The sequence below is a fragment of the Corynebacterium sp. HMSC14B06 genome (assembly GCF_001807075.1).
Taxonomy (GTDB): Bacteria; Actinomycetota; Actinomycetes; order Mycobacteriales; family Mycobacteriaceae; genus Corynebacterium; species Corynebacterium jeikeium_D.
The window spans coordinates 55,900-72,323 of the sequence record NZ_KV787404.1 but is presented as its reverse complement, the minus strand read 5'-3'; the positions used below and the strand labels follow the sequence as shown (position 1 = coordinate 72,323).

General features: G+C 58.3%; 16 protein-coding genes and 1 tRNA gene. 10 read left to right on the top strand and 7 right to left on the bottom strand.

Going from position 1 to position 16,424, the window contains the following annotated elements; all coding sequences use genetic code 11:
• Positions 1-58: 58 nt before the first annotated feature.
• A complete protein-coding gene (locus HMPREF3130_RS10820; RefSeq protein ID WP_016423305.1) occupies positions 59-1,045 on the top strand; it encodes a ribokinase in 987 nt (328 codons plus the stop codon).
• An 89-nt stretch (positions 1,046-1,134) separates the two neighbouring features.
• Here the strand turns inward: HMPREF3130_RS10820 and HMPREF3130_RS10815 are convergent, their stop codons facing one another.
• The 4 genes from HMPREF3130_RS10815 to HMPREF3130_RS10800 are packed head-to-tail and all read right to left on the bottom strand — an operon-like array spanning position 1,135 to position 4,197.
• Positions 1,135-2,400, bottom strand: a complete 1,266-nt coding sequence (locus tag HMPREF3130_RS10815) for an ABC transporter permease (protein ID WP_070429962.1) — start codon at positions 2,398-2,400, stop codon at positions 1,135-1,137.
• On the bottom strand, positions 2,397-3,302 hold the full coding sequence (locus HMPREF3130_RS10810) for an ABC transporter ATP-binding protein (RefSeq protein ID WP_070429961.1): 906 nt from the start codon (positions 3,300-3,302) through the stop codon (positions 2,397-2,399). Before HMPREF3130_RS10810 ends, HMPREF3130_RS10815 begins: the two co-directional genes overlap by 4 nt.
• Positions 3,303-3,361: 59 nt before the next feature.
• Positions 3,362-3,931: a hypothetical protein gene (locus HMPREF3130_RS10805; RefSeq protein ID WP_070429960.1), complete on the bottom strand. Its 570-nt coding sequence runs from the start codon at positions 3,929-3,931 to the stop codon at positions 3,362-3,364.
• Positions 3,932-3,933: 2 nt separating this feature from the next.
• Positions 3,934-4,197: a helix-turn-helix transcriptional regulator gene (locus HMPREF3130_RS10800; protein ID WP_005511796.1), complete on the bottom strand. Its 264-nt coding sequence runs from the start codon at positions 4,195-4,197 to the stop codon at positions 3,934-3,936.
• A 132-nt stretch (positions 4,198-4,329) separates the two neighbouring features.
• Here HMPREF3130_RS10800 and HMPREF3130_RS10795 point away from each other — a divergent pair, with 132 nt between their 5' ends.
• From HMPREF3130_RS10795 to gcvT, 6 genes are all read left to right on the top strand, one after another.
• The gene (locus HMPREF3130_RS10795; RefSeq protein WP_070429959.1) at positions 4,330-5,196 is read left to right on the top strand and encodes an aldo/keto reductase; all 867 of its coding nucleotides are present in this window, start codon (positions 4,330-4,332) and stop codon (positions 5,194-5,196) included.
• Between the two features lie 61 nt (positions 5,197-5,257).
• Positions 5,258-6,010 carry an enoyl-CoA hydratase gene (locus HMPREF3130_RS10790; RefSeq protein WP_070429958.1) on the top strand — a complete coding sequence of 251 codons (753 nt, stop codon included), beginning with the start codon at positions 5,258-5,260 and terminating at the stop codon, positions 6,008-6,010.
• Between the two features lie 41 nt (positions 6,011-6,051).
• A complete protein-coding gene (locus HMPREF3130_RS10785; RefSeq protein WP_070429957.1) occupies positions 6,052-8,505 on the top strand; it encodes an HAD-IC family P-type ATPase in 2,454 nt (817 codons plus the stop codon).
• 226 nt (positions 8,506-8,731) lie between these two features.
• Positions 8,732-9,109, top strand: coding sequence for a DUF485 domain-containing protein (locus tag HMPREF3130_RS10780; protein ID WP_070429956.1), 378 nt, complete (start codon positions 8,732-8,734; stop codon positions 9,107-9,109).
• 2 nt (positions 9,110-9,111) lie between these two features.
• Positions 9,112-10,764: a solute symporter family protein gene (locus tag HMPREF3130_RS10775; RefSeq protein ID WP_016423297.1), complete on the top strand. Its 1,653-nt coding sequence runs from the start codon at positions 9,112-9,114 to the stop codon at positions 10,762-10,764.
• A 279-nt stretch (positions 10,765-11,043) separates the two neighbouring features.
• Positions 11,044-12,216, top strand: a complete 1,173-nt coding sequence (gene gcvT, locus HMPREF3130_RS10770) for a glycine cleavage system aminomethyltransferase GcvT (RefSeq protein WP_016423296.1) — start codon at positions 11,044-11,046, stop codon at positions 12,214-12,216.
• Positions 12,217-12,403: 187 nt separating this feature from the next.
• Here the strand turns inward: gcvT and HMPREF3130_RS10765 are convergent, their stop codons facing one another.
• Complete coding sequence (locus HMPREF3130_RS10765) at positions 12,404-13,039, bottom strand: hypothetical protein (protein WP_070429955.1); 636 nt, start codon at positions 13,037-13,039, stop codon at positions 12,404-12,406.
• Between the two features lie 280 nt (positions 13,040-13,319).
• Here HMPREF3130_RS10765 and HMPREF3130_RS10760 point away from each other — a divergent pair, with 280 nt between their 5' ends.
• Positions 13,320-13,895 (top strand): RDD family protein, encoded by a 576-nt coding sequence (locus HMPREF3130_RS10760; protein ID WP_016423294.1) that lies wholly within the window; start codon positions 13,320-13,322, stop codon positions 13,893-13,895.
• A 14-nt stretch (positions 13,896-13,909) separates the two neighbouring features.
• Here the strand turns inward: HMPREF3130_RS10760 and HMPREF3130_RS10755 are convergent, their stop codons facing one another.
• Positions 13,910-14,770, bottom strand: a complete 861-nt coding sequence (locus HMPREF3130_RS10755; protein WP_016423293.1) for a siderophore-interacting protein — start codon at positions 14,768-14,770, stop codon at positions 13,910-13,912.
• 198 nt (positions 14,771-14,968) lie between these two features.
• Positions 14,969-15,041: transfer RNA gene (locus tag HMPREF3130_RS10750), tRNA-Arg, on the bottom strand.
• 275 nt (positions 15,042-15,316) lie between these two features.
• On the opposite strand from HMPREF3130_RS10750, the gene HMPREF3130_RS10745 reads away from it, so the two are divergent.
• Positions 15,317-15,598, top strand: coding sequence for a cg0963 family protein (locus HMPREF3130_RS10745; RefSeq protein ID WP_016423292.1), 282 nt, complete (start codon positions 15,317-15,319; stop codon positions 15,596-15,598).
• The gene (cobF, locus tag HMPREF3130_RS10740; protein ID WP_070429953.1) at positions 15,549-16,397 is read left to right on the top strand and encodes a precorrin-6A synthase (deacetylating); all 849 of its coding nucleotides are present in this window, start codon (positions 15,549-15,551) and stop codon (positions 16,395-16,397) included. Before HMPREF3130_RS10745 ends, cobF begins: the two co-directional genes overlap by 50 nt.
• Positions 16,398-16,424 lie beyond the last annotated feature (27 nt).

The window sequence follows — 16,424 nt, the reverse complement described above, 5'->3', positions numbered from 1 at the left end:
GAAAGGGGTAGCGCTATTGTCGGAAAAAACGTGTCCGCACTACCGAGGAGTCGAACCAATGCCGATTACTGAGCGCCTCACCGAGCTGGCTGAACAGAGGCCAAACGTATGTGTCGTCGGTTCCATCAACGCAGACCTGACTGTCACCGTGAAGCGCCTGCCGCATGGTGGCGAGACTATCGAGGGCAGTCCTCTGCGCATTCTGCCGGGCGGTAAGTCGGCGAATCAGGCGGCGACGGCTGGAAGACTGGGCGCGGCCGTGGAACTGGTCGGCGCGGTCGGTTCGGATCCCAATGCGCAGTTGCTGCGCGACGCGCTTACCGACGCTCACGTGGACATCTCTGCAGTTGAGACCGTCGACTCTGCCACTGGTACAGCCATGATTGTCGTTGATGATGCGGCGGAGAATTTCATTGTCATCTCCGCTGGCGCCAATGGTGAAGTCGATGCTGAGATGGTGCGCAGTCATGCGGACAAGATTCAGCGGGCTGGGTGCCTCGGTCTGTGTCTGGAGATTTGTGATGAGGCTGTCCTGGCCGCCGCACAGATTGCCCACGATGCGGGTGTGCCGGTGGTGTTCAACCTGTCGCCGATTCGGGCGGTCAGTGAGGATCTGCTCGCGCTGGTCGATGTCCTCATTGTCAACGAGCACGAACTCGCAGCCATCATCGGCTCCGAGCGCGCGGTCGCCGGTTGCGAGCACGGTCAGTGGGATGCGGTTGGGCGCGCGCTTGCCGACGAACACGGGATTTCCACGGCCATTGTCACACTTGGCGGGGAGGGGTCTGCGGTCTTGAGGACGTCGGAAAGCGAGGTGGCAGTCACTCGCATTCCAGCGCTGCCCATCGAGGTCGTGGACACCACGGGCTGCGGTGATGCGTACATGGGTACGGTCCTCACCGCGTTGGCCGCGGGCGATGATGTGGTGACGGCAGCTCGTCTTGCGGCGGTGGTCTCGGCTCATGCGGCGACAGGCGTGGGGGCGCAGACCTCCTATGGCGAGACAGGAAAAATCGCGCAGTTTGCGGCGGACCATGGTCTATAAGGTGCGCTGAGCAAACTACGCGATTGACGATTATTCGGTTTTAGGTGACCGTGGCCGAAGGAGTCACGCTCTTTTGGGCAGGGCTGGGGCTAGCTCTTGGCTGTCAGAGCCTTCTTCCAGCTGACCGCGGCACCGGTGCGCAGGACATTGCGCGGGTAGATCCAGGCGGCGAGTGCGATGACTGCGGCTACTCCCACAACCATGATTAGCAGCGAAGCCGCCAACTGGAGTGCGGAGAAGTTGCCAACGGCGTACTGCATCGGGGCAGTGGTGATGGAAACCGGTGGAATCCACGCTGCAATCTGCATGACGGTAGAGTCCAGCTTGCTCCAGCCAAACAGCGGAACATACATCGTGATCAGCGAGAACACTAGTACCGGCATCTGTGCGCCCTGGAAATCTTCCATACGGCTGACCAAGGATGCGGAGGCTGCATACAGCGCGGCGAAGAAGAAGTAACCGAGGATGAAGCACGGGACCAGCAGCCAGACTGCGGACCACGGCACATCGAAGCTCTCCGCCAATCCGGTAATCATGAGGGCAACTGCGGCGCTGGCGGTCAGCACGCTCATCATGATGATGCCAGCCAGACCGGCGCCGAGGATCTTGCCAGCCAGCAGGTGCGCCGGGCGAACGGTCGAGAGAATGATCTCGATGACGCGGGAGGACTTCTCCTCGATGACGCTGGTGGCCACCGCGCCGCCGAAGACGAGGATGGCGGTCATCATGACCATCACACCAATCAGTGTGATGACCACTGCGGGCATCTTCTCGTCTTTGGCTTCATCCAGCGACTCCACCGACACGGCTGCGCTTTGAGTCTTGGAGAAAAACTCGCTGGGGTTGATTCCGTTTTCGCTGAGCAGCATGGCTTCATTTTGTTTCTGCAGCGATTCCTGCAGCATTGGGGCCAGCCAGGATGGGGCGTCGTCGGCAAGCAGCTTCCACGAGCCCTCCTTGCCTTCTGCGGTGTCGGGGACGAGAGCGGCGTCGGCGTCACCGTCGGTGACGGCAGCGCGAGCGGCCTTGTCGTCTGCCGCGGACGTAATCTCCAACGGTGAGAGCGATGCTGTGGCAAATGCGCCGGCTGCGGCATCCGCGCCTTCAGCATCCTTTATTTCGGCGGTAGCGTCGGCGAGAGAGTCCGCGAACGGCGCTTCTCCGACGACCGCGATTTTTACGGTGTCATTATCGGACTTGGAGGTCATGTAGTCGGCAACGAAGATACCGCCGACGGCCGCCACTGCCATGATGATGAGCGTGATTAGCGAGCTTTTCTTCAGCAGATGCTCGCGGAGTTCGCGGACGAAAACAGTCTTGCCGGCCGTTGAGGCGTTGTAAGTGTTGGTGCTCATTGCTGTACGGCCTCCTGGTAGAGCTCGGTAAGTGGAATTTGCAGAGGTCCAAACGAACGGACCGTTCCCGCTGCCATCGCGCTGTGTAGCAGCTTCTGGTCGGTGTCGGCGGGGGCGTTGGAATCGAGGTGAACGACGGTGGCACCATGGGTATCACGCTCCACGCTTGTCACGCCCTCGACGGAGGTCGCCCAATCCTGGGGCGCACCATCGAGCTTGACGACGAAAGCCCGTGGGCCCCGTGCTCGCAGCTCATCAACAGTGCCTTCCACGAGCATGCGGCCGTCGCGGATGATGCCGACGCGGTCACACATGCGCTCGACAAGGTCGAGCTGGTGGGAAGAGAACACAATCGGGGTGCCGCGGTCGGCGTACTCCTTGAGTACGGAGCTCATCACCTTGACCGCAACTGGGTCGAGACCAGAGAAGGGCTCGTCGAGGACGAGTATTTCTGGGTCGTGGACGAGGGAGGCTGCCAGCTGCACGCGCTGCTGATTGCCGAGCGAGAGCGTGTCGACCTTGTCGTTGGCGCGCTCGGTGAGACCGAGGCGCTCCAACAAGTTGTCGGCGTTGGACTCCGCGCGCTTGGTGGGCACACCGTGCAAGCGAGCAAAGTAAATCAGCTGCTTGTGGACCTCTGCCTTTGGGTAGAGGCCGCGTTCTTCTGGCATGTAGCCAATCGTGCGGCGCAGCGAGTCATTCATCGGGGTATCGCCGATGCGTACCTCGCCTTTATCGGTAGCCAGCACGCCCAGGGCAATGCGCATAGTGGTGGTCTTGCCGGCACCGTTAGAGCCGACGAAGCCGTAGATTTCTCCAGGGTGAACTTGGAAGCTCATGCCGCGGAGAACCTGCAGGTCTCCGTAGGACTTCTCAAGCCCGTCAATAATGAGGCTGTTCATGGTGATCCTTAGATTGAGGAGTGAAGGGCAGGGGAGGGATGTGAGTTTTTGAGCCCGTACTAGTCGTCGCGCAGATTCCAGGCGTAGACGACGGTGGGCAGCGTGGAAATGAAGAGAAAGATGACGATGCCGACAACTCCGAAGCTGTACGGAACGTAATGCCCCCAGTCCGCCTGGCTGTTCATGACCGGCACACCGACAATAAGCAGGGCCAGGAAGACTGTCAGGCCGAAGTAGGTGTAGCAGCGGTATGTCAGTCCCCGCAGGTTCAGGATCTGTTCCTGCTGGTATTCGTCCAGTAGTGAGATGGGTGCGCTGTCAACCATGTCGACGGTGATGTTGAGGCTGGTCCAGACGAAGATCAAGATGAGGGAAACCACTGGCCAGAGCAGAGAAAGCCAGCCCGGGAACATGTCGGTCAGGCTACCGAGAAGCGCGATGCCACTCAGCAGCATCAGCACAACGCATACCTCGTATGCGATGACCAGCTTCCGCCGCGCCGCCTGGTTGCGCCACTTGGGCAGCCAGCTCGACATCTGCTCGACACGCTTTGTGTATTTCGCTTCGCGCCGGGCTTCTAGCTTCTCGAAAAAGCTCGGTGTTGCGTTTTCAGTCCGAATCGTTGGCATCGTTAGCTTTCCTTTCGGTATAGGGCAGAGGACATAGGCTTGAATTCCTCGCGAGAGAACACCGCCTCAACGGGGAGATCGAACACCGCGCAGATGCGAAATGCCAGATCCAAGCTGGGGTAGTGGTCACCTCGCTCCAACGCGCCAATCGTTTGAGGATTGACCTCTACTTGTTTGGCTAGTTCGGCTCGGCTGAGTCCGTGTTCTGCCCGCAGCACTGAAATTCTGTTGAATATCGGGTCTTTGGGTTTAATCTTTGGGGACACACCCCAAAGTGTTGTATAAACACAACGCTACGTCAACTGCTTGCAACAAAATGAAGCGCACTCACCTTTCTAAACCGCAGGTCAGCTGGGTAGAAAAATCTAAAAAACTTTCAGTCCGTACACTCGGTTGGCATGACCACACTCAATCTGAAGTACGATGCAGCGACAACCGGAATTGCCAACGTGGAAATGGTCGATGGCAACGCCATCCCGATTCTGGGGTTCGGTACCTACAAGCTTGACGATGAGCAGGCGCGCGAATCCGTGCGCTACGCCCTGGAAATCGGCTACCGCCACATCGACACCGCATCGCTCTATCGCAATGAGCGAGGGGTGGGGCAGGGTATTGCTGATGCGGTCGCTGCGAACGTCGTAAAGCGTGAAGATATCTTCGTGACCACGAAGGTCTGGAACGATGCGCAGGGGTCGACGGCGACGCGCGAGTCCGTGCGGGCATCTTTAGAACGGCTCGGCCTTGACTACGTTGACCTGGTGCTTGTGCACTGGCCGGTGGAGAAGCAGGGGACGTTTGGGCAGTGTTTCGATACGCTACTGGAGCTCAAGAGGGAGGGGCTGATTCGCTCGGTTGGTGTGGCGAACTTTTACCCAGAGGTGCTCGACCAGCTCTCGGAGACTCCGGTGGTCAACCAGATTGAGCTGCATCCGCAGTTCCCGCAGAATGAGCAGGTTGAAGACGATCGCCGTCGCGGTATCGTCACGCAGGCTTGGTCGCCGCTGGGGCGCGCGAAGTACTTTGAGGGCTCGCCGATTGCTGAAATCGCAGATCGCCTGGGTAAAACTCCCGCCCAAGTTGCTATCCGCTGGCACCTTCAGCGTGGCATCGTGGCCATCCCGAAGTCGGGCACGCCGTCGCGCATCAAGGAGAACTTTCAGGTCACCGACTTTGAACTCACCGACGAGGACATGGAAACGATTGCGTCGATGGCGCGTGCCGACGGGCGCCTGAGCGGCGACCCGCGGGTATTCGGCAACGAATAAGCGAATTTAGATTTGCTTATAGCCCCATCACTATTGGTATTTCGCGGGTAGCCTAAATGCTATGAGGAACCCAGTATCTGAAATCCGCGTCGAAGCCGACGGCGCAATTGTCACTATCACCATCGACCGAGATCATAAGCGCAACTCCTTGACTGCCGACGTGTGTCGTGACATCGCCGATGCGGTGGAAGCTGCCGCTGAGGTTCCAGAGCAGCGCGTTATCCTGCTGCGCGGCGAAGGTCGTGCTTTCTGCGCTGGTGCTGACCTGAGTGGCCAGCATCATGAAGATTCCTTCCACGAACAGCTACGTCGAATGCTGCGCACAATCGAGGCCAGCCGTCTGGTGGTTATAGCGGATGTGCAGGGGCCGGCTGTCGGGGCTGGTATGCAGCTGGCGATGGCGGCCGATTTGCGCGTCGTGGGTGAGCGCGGCTGGTTTATGATTCCGCCGGTCAAGCTCGGTATTGCTGTCGATGCCTGGACAATTCGCCGCGTACGCGTACTCGTCGGAGGTGCCCGCGCCCGCACTATTTTGTTGGCGGCCGAGCGCATGGATCAGGAAGCCGCCCGCGGTTGTGGTCTGGCTTCCTACCTCGGTGGTCCGGACAAGGCGGAGGAGGTAGCGCTTCGTATCGCCACCTACGCGCCCCTGTCGCTGGCCTACCACAAGGCAGTGCTCAACGACGATGAGACACATAGCCCGTTGAAGGACTACCAGCAGGAGCTCTACGACACGGTGTGGGCTTCCGAGGATGCTGCGGAGGCATCGAAGGCGCGAGCCGAAAAGCGCGAACCAAATTTCATTGGCAAATAGGTCGAATAGGTTCAGCAATTAGGCGAATAGGGTAGGCAGACATGGGCTCGTGGAAAACTCCCGACAGCGGTCTTACTCAACAGCAGGTCCAGCAACGCATCGAGTTGGGGCACGTCAACGAGCTGCCGCCAACATCCGGGCGCAGTGTGTGGGACATTATCCGTGCCAATGTGTTTACCCGGATTAACGGTATTCTCGCTGTTTTATTCGCAGTCGTGCTCTATACCGGCTCAATCGTCAACGGTGCCTTTGGTCTGCTGATTATCGCCAACTCTATCGTCGGCATCATCCAAGAACTGCGTGCCAAGCGCACACTGGACAAGCTTTCCATTGTCGGCCGTGCAAAACCCATGGTCATTCGCGACGGGGAGCCTGCTCGCGAGATCGACCGCGAGTCCGTCGTCCTCGACGATCTCATCGAGGTTGGTCCCGGTGACCAAATCGTCGTTGACGGTATTCTCCGCTACGCCTCTGACGTGGCTGTCGATGAGTCCTCTCTCACCGGTGAATCCGATGCCGTCGATAAGAGCGTTGGGGACATGGTCTACTCGGGTTCCTCGGTCGTGGTGGGGTCGGCGCGATATCAGGCCACCAAAGTGGGCAAGGAGGCTTACGCCGCCAAGCTCGCAGCTGAGGCCAACAAATTCACGCTGACTGATTCCCAGCTCTTCCGCGGCATCAACAAGATCCTGACCTACATTTCCTGGATTCTCATTCCCGTCGGCGCCTTGGCAATCTATACGCAGCTCTTTGTCGCCGGCGATGATTTCAACGATGCGCTGCTGGGGATGGTCGCCACGCTGGTGCCCATGGTCCCTGAGGGGCTTGTCCTCATGACCACCATCGCTTTTGCCCTTGGGGTGGTGCGCTTGGGGCGACATCGAGTGCTGGTCAATGAGTTGCCCGCCATCGAAGGTCTCGCGCGCGTCGATACCGTGTGCGTCGACAAAACCGGCACGCTCACCGAAAACGCGATGCAGCTAGTGGAAGTCGACATCGTATCGGGTGACGGTACTTCCCGCGATGAGGTCGACTCCGCGCTCATCGATCTGTGCAAGCTCGACGATCGTCCCAACGCAACGGCTCGTGCACTGCTCGATGGGCTTGCGGACGCAGGGGACGTCGTAAAGCATGAACAAACCAAAACCCGCCCCTTTACCTCGGCGAATAAGTGGTCGGCGCTGACGTATCGCGGCGGCGCGACGTGGGTTTTCGGCGCGCCCGATGTGCTTGTCGACGACTCCGCGGTCGGCATGCAGAAAGCTCGGGAGCTTATGGAGGAAGGACTTCGTGTGCTCCTGCTCGCGCGGACCTCAGTTGGGGCAGATGACCTGCCCGGCGGTGCGCTGCGGAAGAGTGGCGAGGTGGAGTTGGAGCCAGTCGCCCTTGTCGTGCTGGGGCAGAAGGTGCGTTCCGATGCGGCGGACACGGTGGCCTACTTCTATGAAGAAGGCATCGAGGTCAAGGTCATTTCTGGTGACAATGACCGCTCCGTGGGGGCTGTTGCACGTGAGCTGGAAATGGAGGGGGCTAACAATCCTGTCGATGCGTCTGAGCTTCCGGTCAGCCGCGATGAGAATAGCGAAGCCAAGCCCACCGAGATCCGCAACGAGTTCGCAGACATTGTGGAGTCGCGGCAGATCTTCGGCCGTGTCACGGCGGAGAATAAGCGCGATATGGTTCATGCGCTGCAGTCGCGGGGGCATCATGTGGCGATGACCGGTGATGGTGTCAATGATGTGCTGGCGCTGAAAGCGGCGAACCTGGGCGTGGCTATGGGGGATGGGGCGCCGGCGACACGTTCGGTTGCGCAGTTGGTGCTGTTGGATAATCGCTTCGCCATGATGCCGATGATTGTGGCGGAGGGGCGTCGCGTCATTGGCAATATCGAGCGTGTGGCCAACCTCTTTTTGACGAAGACCATCTACTCGGTGGTGCTGGCGCTGGCTGTGGGGCTGTGGGGGATGGATTATCCATTCGAGCCGATTCACGTGACGATTACGGGTTGGTTCACAATTGGAATCCCGGCGTTCGTGCTGTCGTTGGCTCCTAACTTGGAGCGTGCGCGCGATGGTTTCGTGCGGCGCGTGTTGCGCTTAGCGATACCGGCGGGCATCACGGTGGGGTTGTTGACCTTCATGTTTTGGTTGTGGGCAAACCCGGGAGTCGACGCCAGCGATGAGGCACGAGGGGAGGCGTCTACTGCGACCCTCATTGTGCTGATTGTTTCGGCATTTTGGGTTTTGGTGGTCGTGGCTAGGCCATACACCTGGTGGAAGGTTCTGTTGCTGGCGGTATCGGCAGGAGCCTACCTGTTCATCTTCTCGGTTCGTTCAGTGGCCACAGTGCTTAATCTGTACTGGGTAGGGCGGGAGCTGTTGATTCCCGCGCTGATTGTGGGGGCCATCGGCGCGGTCATTATCGAAGCGCTGTGGTGGTGGCGTCAGAGTAAGCCATTGCCGGAAGAAGCGGAGAACACGAGTACAACGGCGTAAATGGGGGTAGTAAAAACGGCGCCTAAGTATGCAGGTAATGGCGTTTTTGGGGGTGCCTTAAGGCTCGCTGAGAAGTAGTTAGCCGCATTTAACTTCTTTGCTAACTGTGTTCCAGGTAACTTTGTTTCCACACATAATGAAAAATGTGGTGCATGGCACACCCTCGGGGTGGCTGTGCTGAACCTCATTACGAACACCTGCATAACTTCCTGGAAAGGATTAGCCCGTGTCCGCAACTCCCTTGCCGGCAGACCGGCATAAGCCACAGGCGGCCGAGTACCGCTACGTGCAAAACTCAGCGCAGTTCCAAGAGCTCCGCTCTACATTCCGTTCTTTCGCCATCCCGATGACCGTCGCAGGTCTGGTGTGGTACATCGCATTCGTTTTGCTTGCGACGTTCGCGCCGGATCTCATGGCGACTCCCGTACTGGGCAATATCAACCTGGGCATCGTCCTTGGTCTGCTTCAGTTCGTGACCACCTTCGCCATCACTTGGGTGTACATCAACTTCGCCAACAAGAAGCTTGAGCCGATGCAGGCAGAGCTGCGCGAGGCACTGGAAAGCGGAGAAATCGCTGAAATCGTCGCAAAGAAGGAGGCATAGGCATGCTGACTAGTTTCTTTGCTGCAGATGACACTGCAGCAGCAGGTAACCCGATTCTCAACATCGCGGTCTTCGTCGCCTTCATTGTTGCGACCATGTTCATCGTTACTCGAGTGGGCAAGGGCGGAAACAAGGGAGCATCAGACTTTTACACCGGTGGCGCACAGTTCTCCGGTACCCAAAACGGTCTTGCCATTGCGGGTGACTACCTCTCGGCGGCTTCCTTCCTCGGTATCGTCGGCGCCATCGCGCTGACTGGTTACGATGGATTCCTTTACTCCATCGGCTTCTTCGTAGCCTGGCTGGTCGCGCTGCTGTTGGTTGCAGAGCCGCTGCGTAACGTCGGTAAGTTCACCATGGCCGACGTGCTGTCCTTCCGTCTTAAGCAGCGCCCGGTACGTACTGCGGCTGCTATCTCGACCCTCGCGGTGACCCTGTTCTACCTCATCGCGCAGATGGCCGGTGCAGGTTCCCTGGTCGCCGTGCTGCTCAACATTCACGACTCCACTCAGCAGTCCATCGTTGTCGCGGTCGTCGGCATCATCATGGTTGCTTACGTTCTCATCGGTGGTATGAAGGGCACGACTTACGTGCAGATGATTAAGGCCGTCCTGCTGGTCGGTGCTGTCATCATCATGACCCTGATCATCCTGGTTGGCGTTAAGGGTAACTTCTCCCAGCTCCTGCAGGACGCAGTGGACATGCACGCAAGCTCGGATCACATCGCCGAGAAGGGCTACGAAGCCTCCGCCATTCTTGAGCCGGGTCTGAAGTACGGCGGCTCCTTCGTTCAGCAGCTGGACTTCGTCTCTCTGGGCCTGGCACTGGTCCTCGGTGTTGCTGGTCTGCCGCACGTGCTCATGCGCTTCTACACGGTGCCGACTGCAAAGGAAGCTCGTAAGTCCGTGACCTGGGCAATCATCCTCATCGGTGGTTTCTACCTGTTGACCCTGGTACTCGGTTACGGCGCCGCCGCACTTGTTGGTCCGGACCGAATCAACGCCGCCCCGGGCGGAGCCAACGCTGCAGCTCCGCTGCTGGCCTTCGAAATCGGTGGCTCCATCTTCATGGCAGTGATTTCCGCAGTGGCGTTCGCTACCGTGCTGGCCGTGGTCGCTGGTCTGGCAATTACCGCTTCCGCGTCTGTCGGCCAGGACCTCTACCAGGCCGTGATCCGCAAGGGACAGGCCACGGAAGCCGAGCAGGTTCGTGTCTCCCGCATTACCGTAATCGTGCTGGGCGTTGTCGCCATTATCCTCGGCATCCTGGCCATGGGGCAGAACGTCGCCTTCTTGGTGTCGCTGGCCTTCGCAGTGGCAGCATCCGCAAACGTACCAACCATCCTGATGTCCCTGTTCTGGAAGCGCTTCAACACCGCAGGCGCAGTTGCCTCCATGTACACCGGTGTCATCGCCTCGCTGGTTCTGATTATCTTCTCCCCGGCAGTTTCCGGCAGCGAGTCCTCGATGATTCCGTCGGTTGACTTCTCCTGGTTCCCGCTGACCTCGCCGGGTCTGCTCGCAATCCCGCTGGCGTTCCTGGCTGGCATCATCGCCACCTACATGGGCAAGCCGGATAACTTCGATGACCTGGCAGCTGAGATGGAAGTTCGCTCCCTGACCGGTGTTGGCACCGAGGCTGCGGTTGATCACTAATAACCACTGAGTCCTTGGCTGGCAACGCTGCCCGAACAGCTCAGCTAATCGCAATTAACTGAATAGACAAATGCAAGGGCCCCGTTATCGTCACTGGTAGCGGGGCCTTTGTGGTGGCCGCGGGGTCGTCGTCAAGCGTGTGCGAATCAGTGCATGATAGTTAATGGATGGGCCTGTTGCCCTGGCTCCGCAGGGGCTCGCGGAAGCGAGCACGGAGTCTTAGATATAAGGTGGGAAGGTAACAATCTGGTTTGCCCCACCGCAATAATTGGAGTGTGTATGACTGACAATTCTGGCGCTTCTGAGAACAACAATTCTTTCCGTAGCGCCCTGCATGATGAGCACGTAAGCCTTGGCGCAGAAATGCGCAATGTTGGTGGCTACGAAGTGCCGTTCCGCTACTCTTCGGAAATTGCAGAGCACAACGCAGTGCGTGAGGCCGTTGGTGTTTTCGACCTGTCGCTGATGGGTATCATCCGCGTCACTGGTGAGGATGCGGCGGCGTTCCTTGCACACTCCCTGATTTCGGCAATCAAGCCGCTGGCGTTGGGTCGTGCCAAGTACACCATGATTGTGCAGGAAGACGGCGGCATTATTGATGACCTCATCATTTACCGCCTCGGTAGTCACGAATTCATGCTGGTGCAGAATGCCGCAGCCGCTGAAGATGTGTACTCGACGCTGCGCGAGCGCGTTGGTGGCTACAACGTCGAGGTTGAGCGCATGAATGACAAGAATGTGCTCCTGGCCATTCAAGGGCCGAAGGCTGCGAAGCTTCTGCGCCGTCTGTTGCCACAGGATCTGCACGCGACTCTCGATGGCATGAACTACTACTCTTGCACTCTGCTCGAGGTCGCAGGTGTGGAAATGATTGTCGCCCGAACCGGCTACACCGGTGAGGACGGCTTCGAGATCTTCCCGCCGGCTGACCGCGCCGTCGAGGTCTGGCGTGCAATCATTGCAGCAGGTGGCAAGGTGGAAAACCCGGAGGATCCGGCTGACAACGGCGCTGACCTCGGCCTGCTGCCGTGTGGTCTGGCCTGCCGCGACACCCTGCGTCTTGAGGCCGGTATGCCGCTCTATGGATACGAGCTGACTCGAGACCGCACTCCGCTGGAGGCCGGCCTGAAGTCCATCATGGGGCCGACCAAGGGGCAGTTTATTGGTCGCAACGCACTGATTAATCGTCCGCAGTCGAAGGAGCTACTGGTTGGTCTGCGTTTCTCCGGTGATGAAGCTCCGAAGCGTGGCACCAAGCTCATTGATGCGGAAGGTAACGAGGTTGGCGTGCTGACTTCCGCCAAGGTGTCGCCGACTTTGGGTCACCCCATCGGTTTTGCATACGTTCAGCGTTGGCAGTCCTCCACTGGCACGGAGCTGACCGTTGAAGGCGCCGACATTACCGCCACCGTCGTTCCGACGCCGTTCTACAATCGCCGTCACCGCAAGTAGGGGAGCCCGGGTGCTCCGCCGCATTGTGGCGGGCTCAGATCTGTTCAGGCTCGTCTCTTCGTATCTGTTGGGTAAATAAAAAAATCCGCTGCAGAATTTTTGCAGCGGATTTTGGTGTTTTAGGGCGAGCTAGCGCACCTCACCTAACTAAGTCCCGAGCCGACGAACCTCGCCGTCCGAGACGAACCTAGCGGAACAGGCCGGTGAGCCCTTGATTATCTTCGCTTGGCTGCTCGTCTTGCTCCGATTCCGATTCCGTCGGCTCGCCGGAGGTAGTCGGAGTCGTTGAAGTATCGGGCGGCGTGGAAGAATCAGAGGTCGTCGAGCTCTCCGTCTCACTAGTCTCCGTTGTGCTCTCGCTCGGAGTCGTCGGCTCAGGTTCCTGAGGCTGTGGCTCAGAGGTCGTCGAAGTAGTGGAGATCCACATTTGCTGCGATGTCGGGTTCGCGGGGGTTTGCTGCAGCACCGTCCACACCTCCTGCTCGCCGACTTGTGCGCATTCAAGATTCTGGCCGTTGGCGCTCATTCGTATTTCGCCGGTCTGGTTCGGGCACAGCTGCCCGATGCGCGGCGTACCGCCTTCTCGAACCTTTGGTCCCGTCGTCGTCGGCGAGCTTGTCGACGACGCCGTAGTAAGCGAGCTTGACGACGAGGTTTGCGTCGCGGCAACCTCCTCGCTTTCGTTGTTGGCACAGCTGGTGGCCGTGGCTGCGAAGGTGAGGAAGCAGCAGGCCAGCGCCAGCTGCCGGCGGTTCTTGCGCCGGACGGCAGTGAGTTTAGGGTGCTGTACGGCTGACAGCTGAGTTCGCGTATTCACATCCATCTCACTTTCTGGGCTTCTCGGGCCTGCGTCGCGTGGTTTAATTCTCGGCTTTCTGGGTAGGGACTCCTGAAAAACCACTGGGGGTGCCAGCTATAGGGGAACTTGCCGAGTTATTGGCAAGGTAGTTGCTGACACCCAATAGATAGGTTGATTCAACCGGCAACTATACAGTCGACTTTTCGATTTGCATACTGGATGCTTCTAATCGTGGCAGAACGGGTGTGGTAGGGAAAGGCAATTCGTCTGTGAAGTCATAAGTGGTTTTGATAGCGTGTGTCCCATGTATCGGCGCACCCCGAATCGATTCCCCGTAAAGAGTAATGCGGATTTGTTCGCTCGGCGCAGTGGCGCGTGGATACTGGATTCGTTCCTTGTAGGAATCTTTGTTGCCATCATTGTGGCACTTGGCAAACTTGCGTGGGAAGCAGCCATGGCGAACTGGGCGCTGCCGAGTCCGCCAGAGTTCAGGATTTTGTATGGTGTCATATTCCCAGCTGTCTTTTTCTTTGTGCGCGTGGTTGCAGAGGCTCGCGGTGAACAGACGTTTGGTAAAAGCGCATTTTTGCTACACGTTGTTCCAGCGCGGAAAGCAGACTCTGGGGCAACTCCGTTCGAAGTCGCTCAGCCAGAGGGAACATCGGAGCTCGAATCAGGAGACGATTCTTGGCACAGAGGTTGGCGGGCAGCGGTACGTAATTGTTACCTATTGTCGCTGATTTTCTTGCCTACGGGTTTTGAGCCAAACGTTGAACTGTTTTTTGGTGTCCTGATGATTTGGGTTGCTGTTTGCCGCTGGCACCCATTCGACTGGTTGGCAGGAAAACGCGTCGTTGTTGAAAGGCGTAGCGAGCGCTAACGTTCGAGCAAGCGTCAGGCCCTGGCTCTTTCCTCCTCGGCCTCAACCTCAGCGTTGAATTCTCGTTTAGAAGACTGCCACTGGTCTTCGGTCATACCGATACGCCAGTAGCCAGAAATGGAAACGTCTTTCTTCGGGATCTCAGATTCGACGAAGAGGAAGCGGCGCAATTCCTTGATCATCTCGGCGACACCGTGGATGAACCAGCTAGTTTTCTTACCTTCTGGAATGCCCGCCTCGCGCACTGCGCGGGATAGCTCTGTGCCGTGGGTTGCGCCGTTGCGGAGGACCCAATGGACTTCCACACCCTCTCGGGTTGGGAGCTCAAACTTCCGATCTTCGGACTCGATTTCGATGTATGCGGTTGCGGTCGTGCCTGCTGGGAGGTGCTTCAGTCCGGCGCTGATAGCTGGCGCTGCGGACTCGTCTCCGGCGAGTACAAAGTGTTCATATTCTGCTGCAGGTCCCCATGCGCCTCCTGGCCCTAAGAAGCCACGCTTGTCTCCGATTTCGGCTACGCGTGCCCACGGTCCAGCCAGGCCGGAATCGCCGTGGGTGACGAAGTCGACGTCAAAGTCGCCGGTTTCGGAGTCCACATTAATCAGAGTGTATGTGCGGGTGATTGGCAGTTTGTCTCGCGGCTGTTCGGCGCGAATTTTCGCAATATCGAACGGCCAGGAGTAATCAGCGTCCTCTGGCACAAACAGTAATTTGATGTAATGGTCGGTAAACTCCAGCTCCTTGCCCACAAATGCAGGCGAGTTCATGCTCAAACGAACAAGGTCTGGGGAAATCTGGCGACGTCCAGTAACTGTTGCCTCGTGTGCCTTACGGGGCTTACGCTTCGGTGCTGCTGCTTTAGCTAGGCCAGCCATAGTTGTCACTGTCCTTCAACAAGTCTTGGGCTGTTTTGTACTGGCGGAAGTCTACACGCCACGTGATTAGGTAAGCCTAACACAAGTGTTTCTGGAAATTGCTGGGTGATGCGTTCTCAGGAGGGGGGCGTAGTGGCCGGTCGTGAGAAAAACAAAGAACCCTCGCGCCCTATATGTAAAAGGTCACGAGGGTATTTGTGCCCCAGAGAGGAATCGAACCTCCGACACCGGCTTTAGGAGAGCCGTGCTCTATCCACTGAGCTACTAGGGCAATCATCTTCCGGGTAAAACAGCCGTGAAAACACATTCTCGGCGGCCGGAAAATTACTTCATCACTTTAACGCATCTGCGAGCTCTAGTGGCAATTGGGTCCTCGACCTGACACGCAAACATGCAGGAAGCTCGCTATTACCCCCATGTGCTTTTGTGCTCGGCGGTGCCGCCCGGAATCTGGCTAACATGGTTTATAACGAGCGACTTTCTTGCGCTTGCGGTCGCAACAGCGCTACTTATTTTCCGGTCGCTGTTTTGGAGGAGGATGACAATATGATTAAGCCAACTTTCACGGATGTCAACGGTGTCAAGATTAAGTGCTCCATGACCACGGACTCGGACAAGCCGCACCTTTTGGTTTCGCGCATGGAAGATGATGGCTCTTTGACTCCGATTCTGGAGATGAACGTGTACGACTCCAAGTACATGGCCAACGCTTGCGAGATTTACTTGAAGCAGGCCGCTTCGGCTAACCTCCAGGGTTCGATGGCTGGCCTGTCTCCAGATGAGATGGCTGAACAGTTCGGTTACGAGGGAGATCCGACCAATCACTAGTCGAAACGACGCCGCCCGCACTCAGGCCGAGAGCCCTGTATACAGCGGATATGTCGATGTAGACGTCATCGGAATCGGCGCCGGTAGTCCGAGCCACCTTACGCTCGAGGCTATCGGCGCTCTTGCTGATGTCGACGTAGTTTTTGCTCTCGACAAGGGTGATGCCAAAGCGGACTTGTTGGCTGCGCGACAGGCGATCGTCGATAAGCATGCGCCGCATGTCGAACTCGTTACCGTTCCCGACCCGCCACGTGACCGCACGCCCGATAACTACGGCGCAGTCGTCCGTGACTGGCATCAGCGCCGTGCAGAGCTGCTTGCCGACGCCTTCGTCGCTCACCTCGGACGAGAGGGCAAGCGCCGCGGTGCGTTCTTGGTCTGGGGGGACCCCTCCTTGTACGACTCAACATTGCGGATTTTGCAGCGCGTCCGCGACCTTGGGCTGGACGTGCGCTCGCGAGTTATCCCCAGTGTGACGGCGATTTCCGCGCTGACCGCAGCGCATGGAGAGTGCCTGAACCAGATTGGTAAGCCGGTATTGATTACCACTGGTCGGCGCCTGGGGGAGCGTGCGCCTGGCATGGATGCGGTGGTGATGCTCGATGGCGGTGCAGCCTGGCTCGAGCACGCGGACCCGGAGGAAGAGATTCTCTGGGGTGCATTCCTGGGAACGGAGCTGGAGACGCTCCGCCGTGGTCGCGTTGGCGACGTCGGCGAAGAGATTGCGGAGCTGAAAAAGAAGCTCCGTGCGGAGCACGGTTGGATTATGGATATCTACCTGCTGCGTTCCGGCGCCTAGGACTGAGCAGTCGCAGCGGTGCCAGTT

Coding starts and splice junctions, on each gene's coding strand:
- HMPREF3130_RS10765 (WP_070429955.1), bottom strand. CDS start 13,039: ATGGATGTGAATACGCGAACTCAGCTGTCAGCCGTACAGCACCCTAAA.
- HMPREF3130_RS10760 (WP_016423294.1), top strand. CDS start 13,320: ATGTATCGGCGCACCCCGAATCGATTCCCCGTAAAGAGTAATGCGGAT.
- HMPREF3130_RS10790 (WP_070429958.1), top strand. CDS start 5,258: ATGAGGAACCCAGTATCTGAAATCCGCGTCGAAGCCGACGGCGCAATT.
- HMPREF3130_RS10820 (WP_016423305.1), top strand. CDS start 59: ATGCCGATTACTGAGCGCCTCACCGAGCTGGCTGAACAGAGGCCAAAC.
- HMPREF3130_RS10775 (WP_016423297.1), top strand. CDS start 9,112: ATGCTGACTAGTTTCTTTGCTGCAGATGACACTGCAGCAGCAGGTAAC.
- HMPREF3130_RS10785 (WP_070429957.1), top strand. CDS start 6,052: ATGGGCTCGTGGAAAACTCCCGACAGCGGTCTTACTCAACAGCAGGTC.
- HMPREF3130_RS10805 (WP_070429960.1), bottom strand. CDS start 3,931: ATGCCAACGATTCGGACTGAAAACGCAACACCGAGCTTTTTCGAGAAG.
- HMPREF3130_RS10755 (WP_016423293.1), bottom strand. CDS start 14,770: ATGGCTGGCCTAGCTAAAGCAGCAGCACCGAAGCGTAAGCCCCGTAAG.
- HMPREF3130_RS10795 (WP_070429959.1), top strand. CDS start 4,330: ATGACCACACTCAATCTGAAGTACGATGCAGCGACAACCGGAATTGCC.
- HMPREF3130_RS10745 (WP_016423292.1), top strand. CDS start 15,317: ATGATTAAGCCAACTTTCACGGATGTCAACGGTGTCAAGATTAAGTGC.
- cobF (WP_070429953.1), top strand. CDS start 15,549: ATGAGATGGCTGAACAGTTCGGTTACGAGGGAGATCCGACCAATCACT.
- HMPREF3130_RS10815 (WP_070429962.1), bottom strand. CDS start 2,400: ATGAGCACCAACACTTACAACGCCTCAACGGCCGGCAAGACTGTTTTC.
- gcvT (WP_016423296.1), top strand. CDS start 11,044: ATGACTGACAATTCTGGCGCTTCTGAGAACAACAATTCTTTCCGTAGC.
- HMPREF3130_RS10810 (WP_070429961.1), bottom strand. CDS start 3,302: ATGAACAGCCTCATTATTGACGGGCTTGAGAAGTCCTACGGAGACCTG.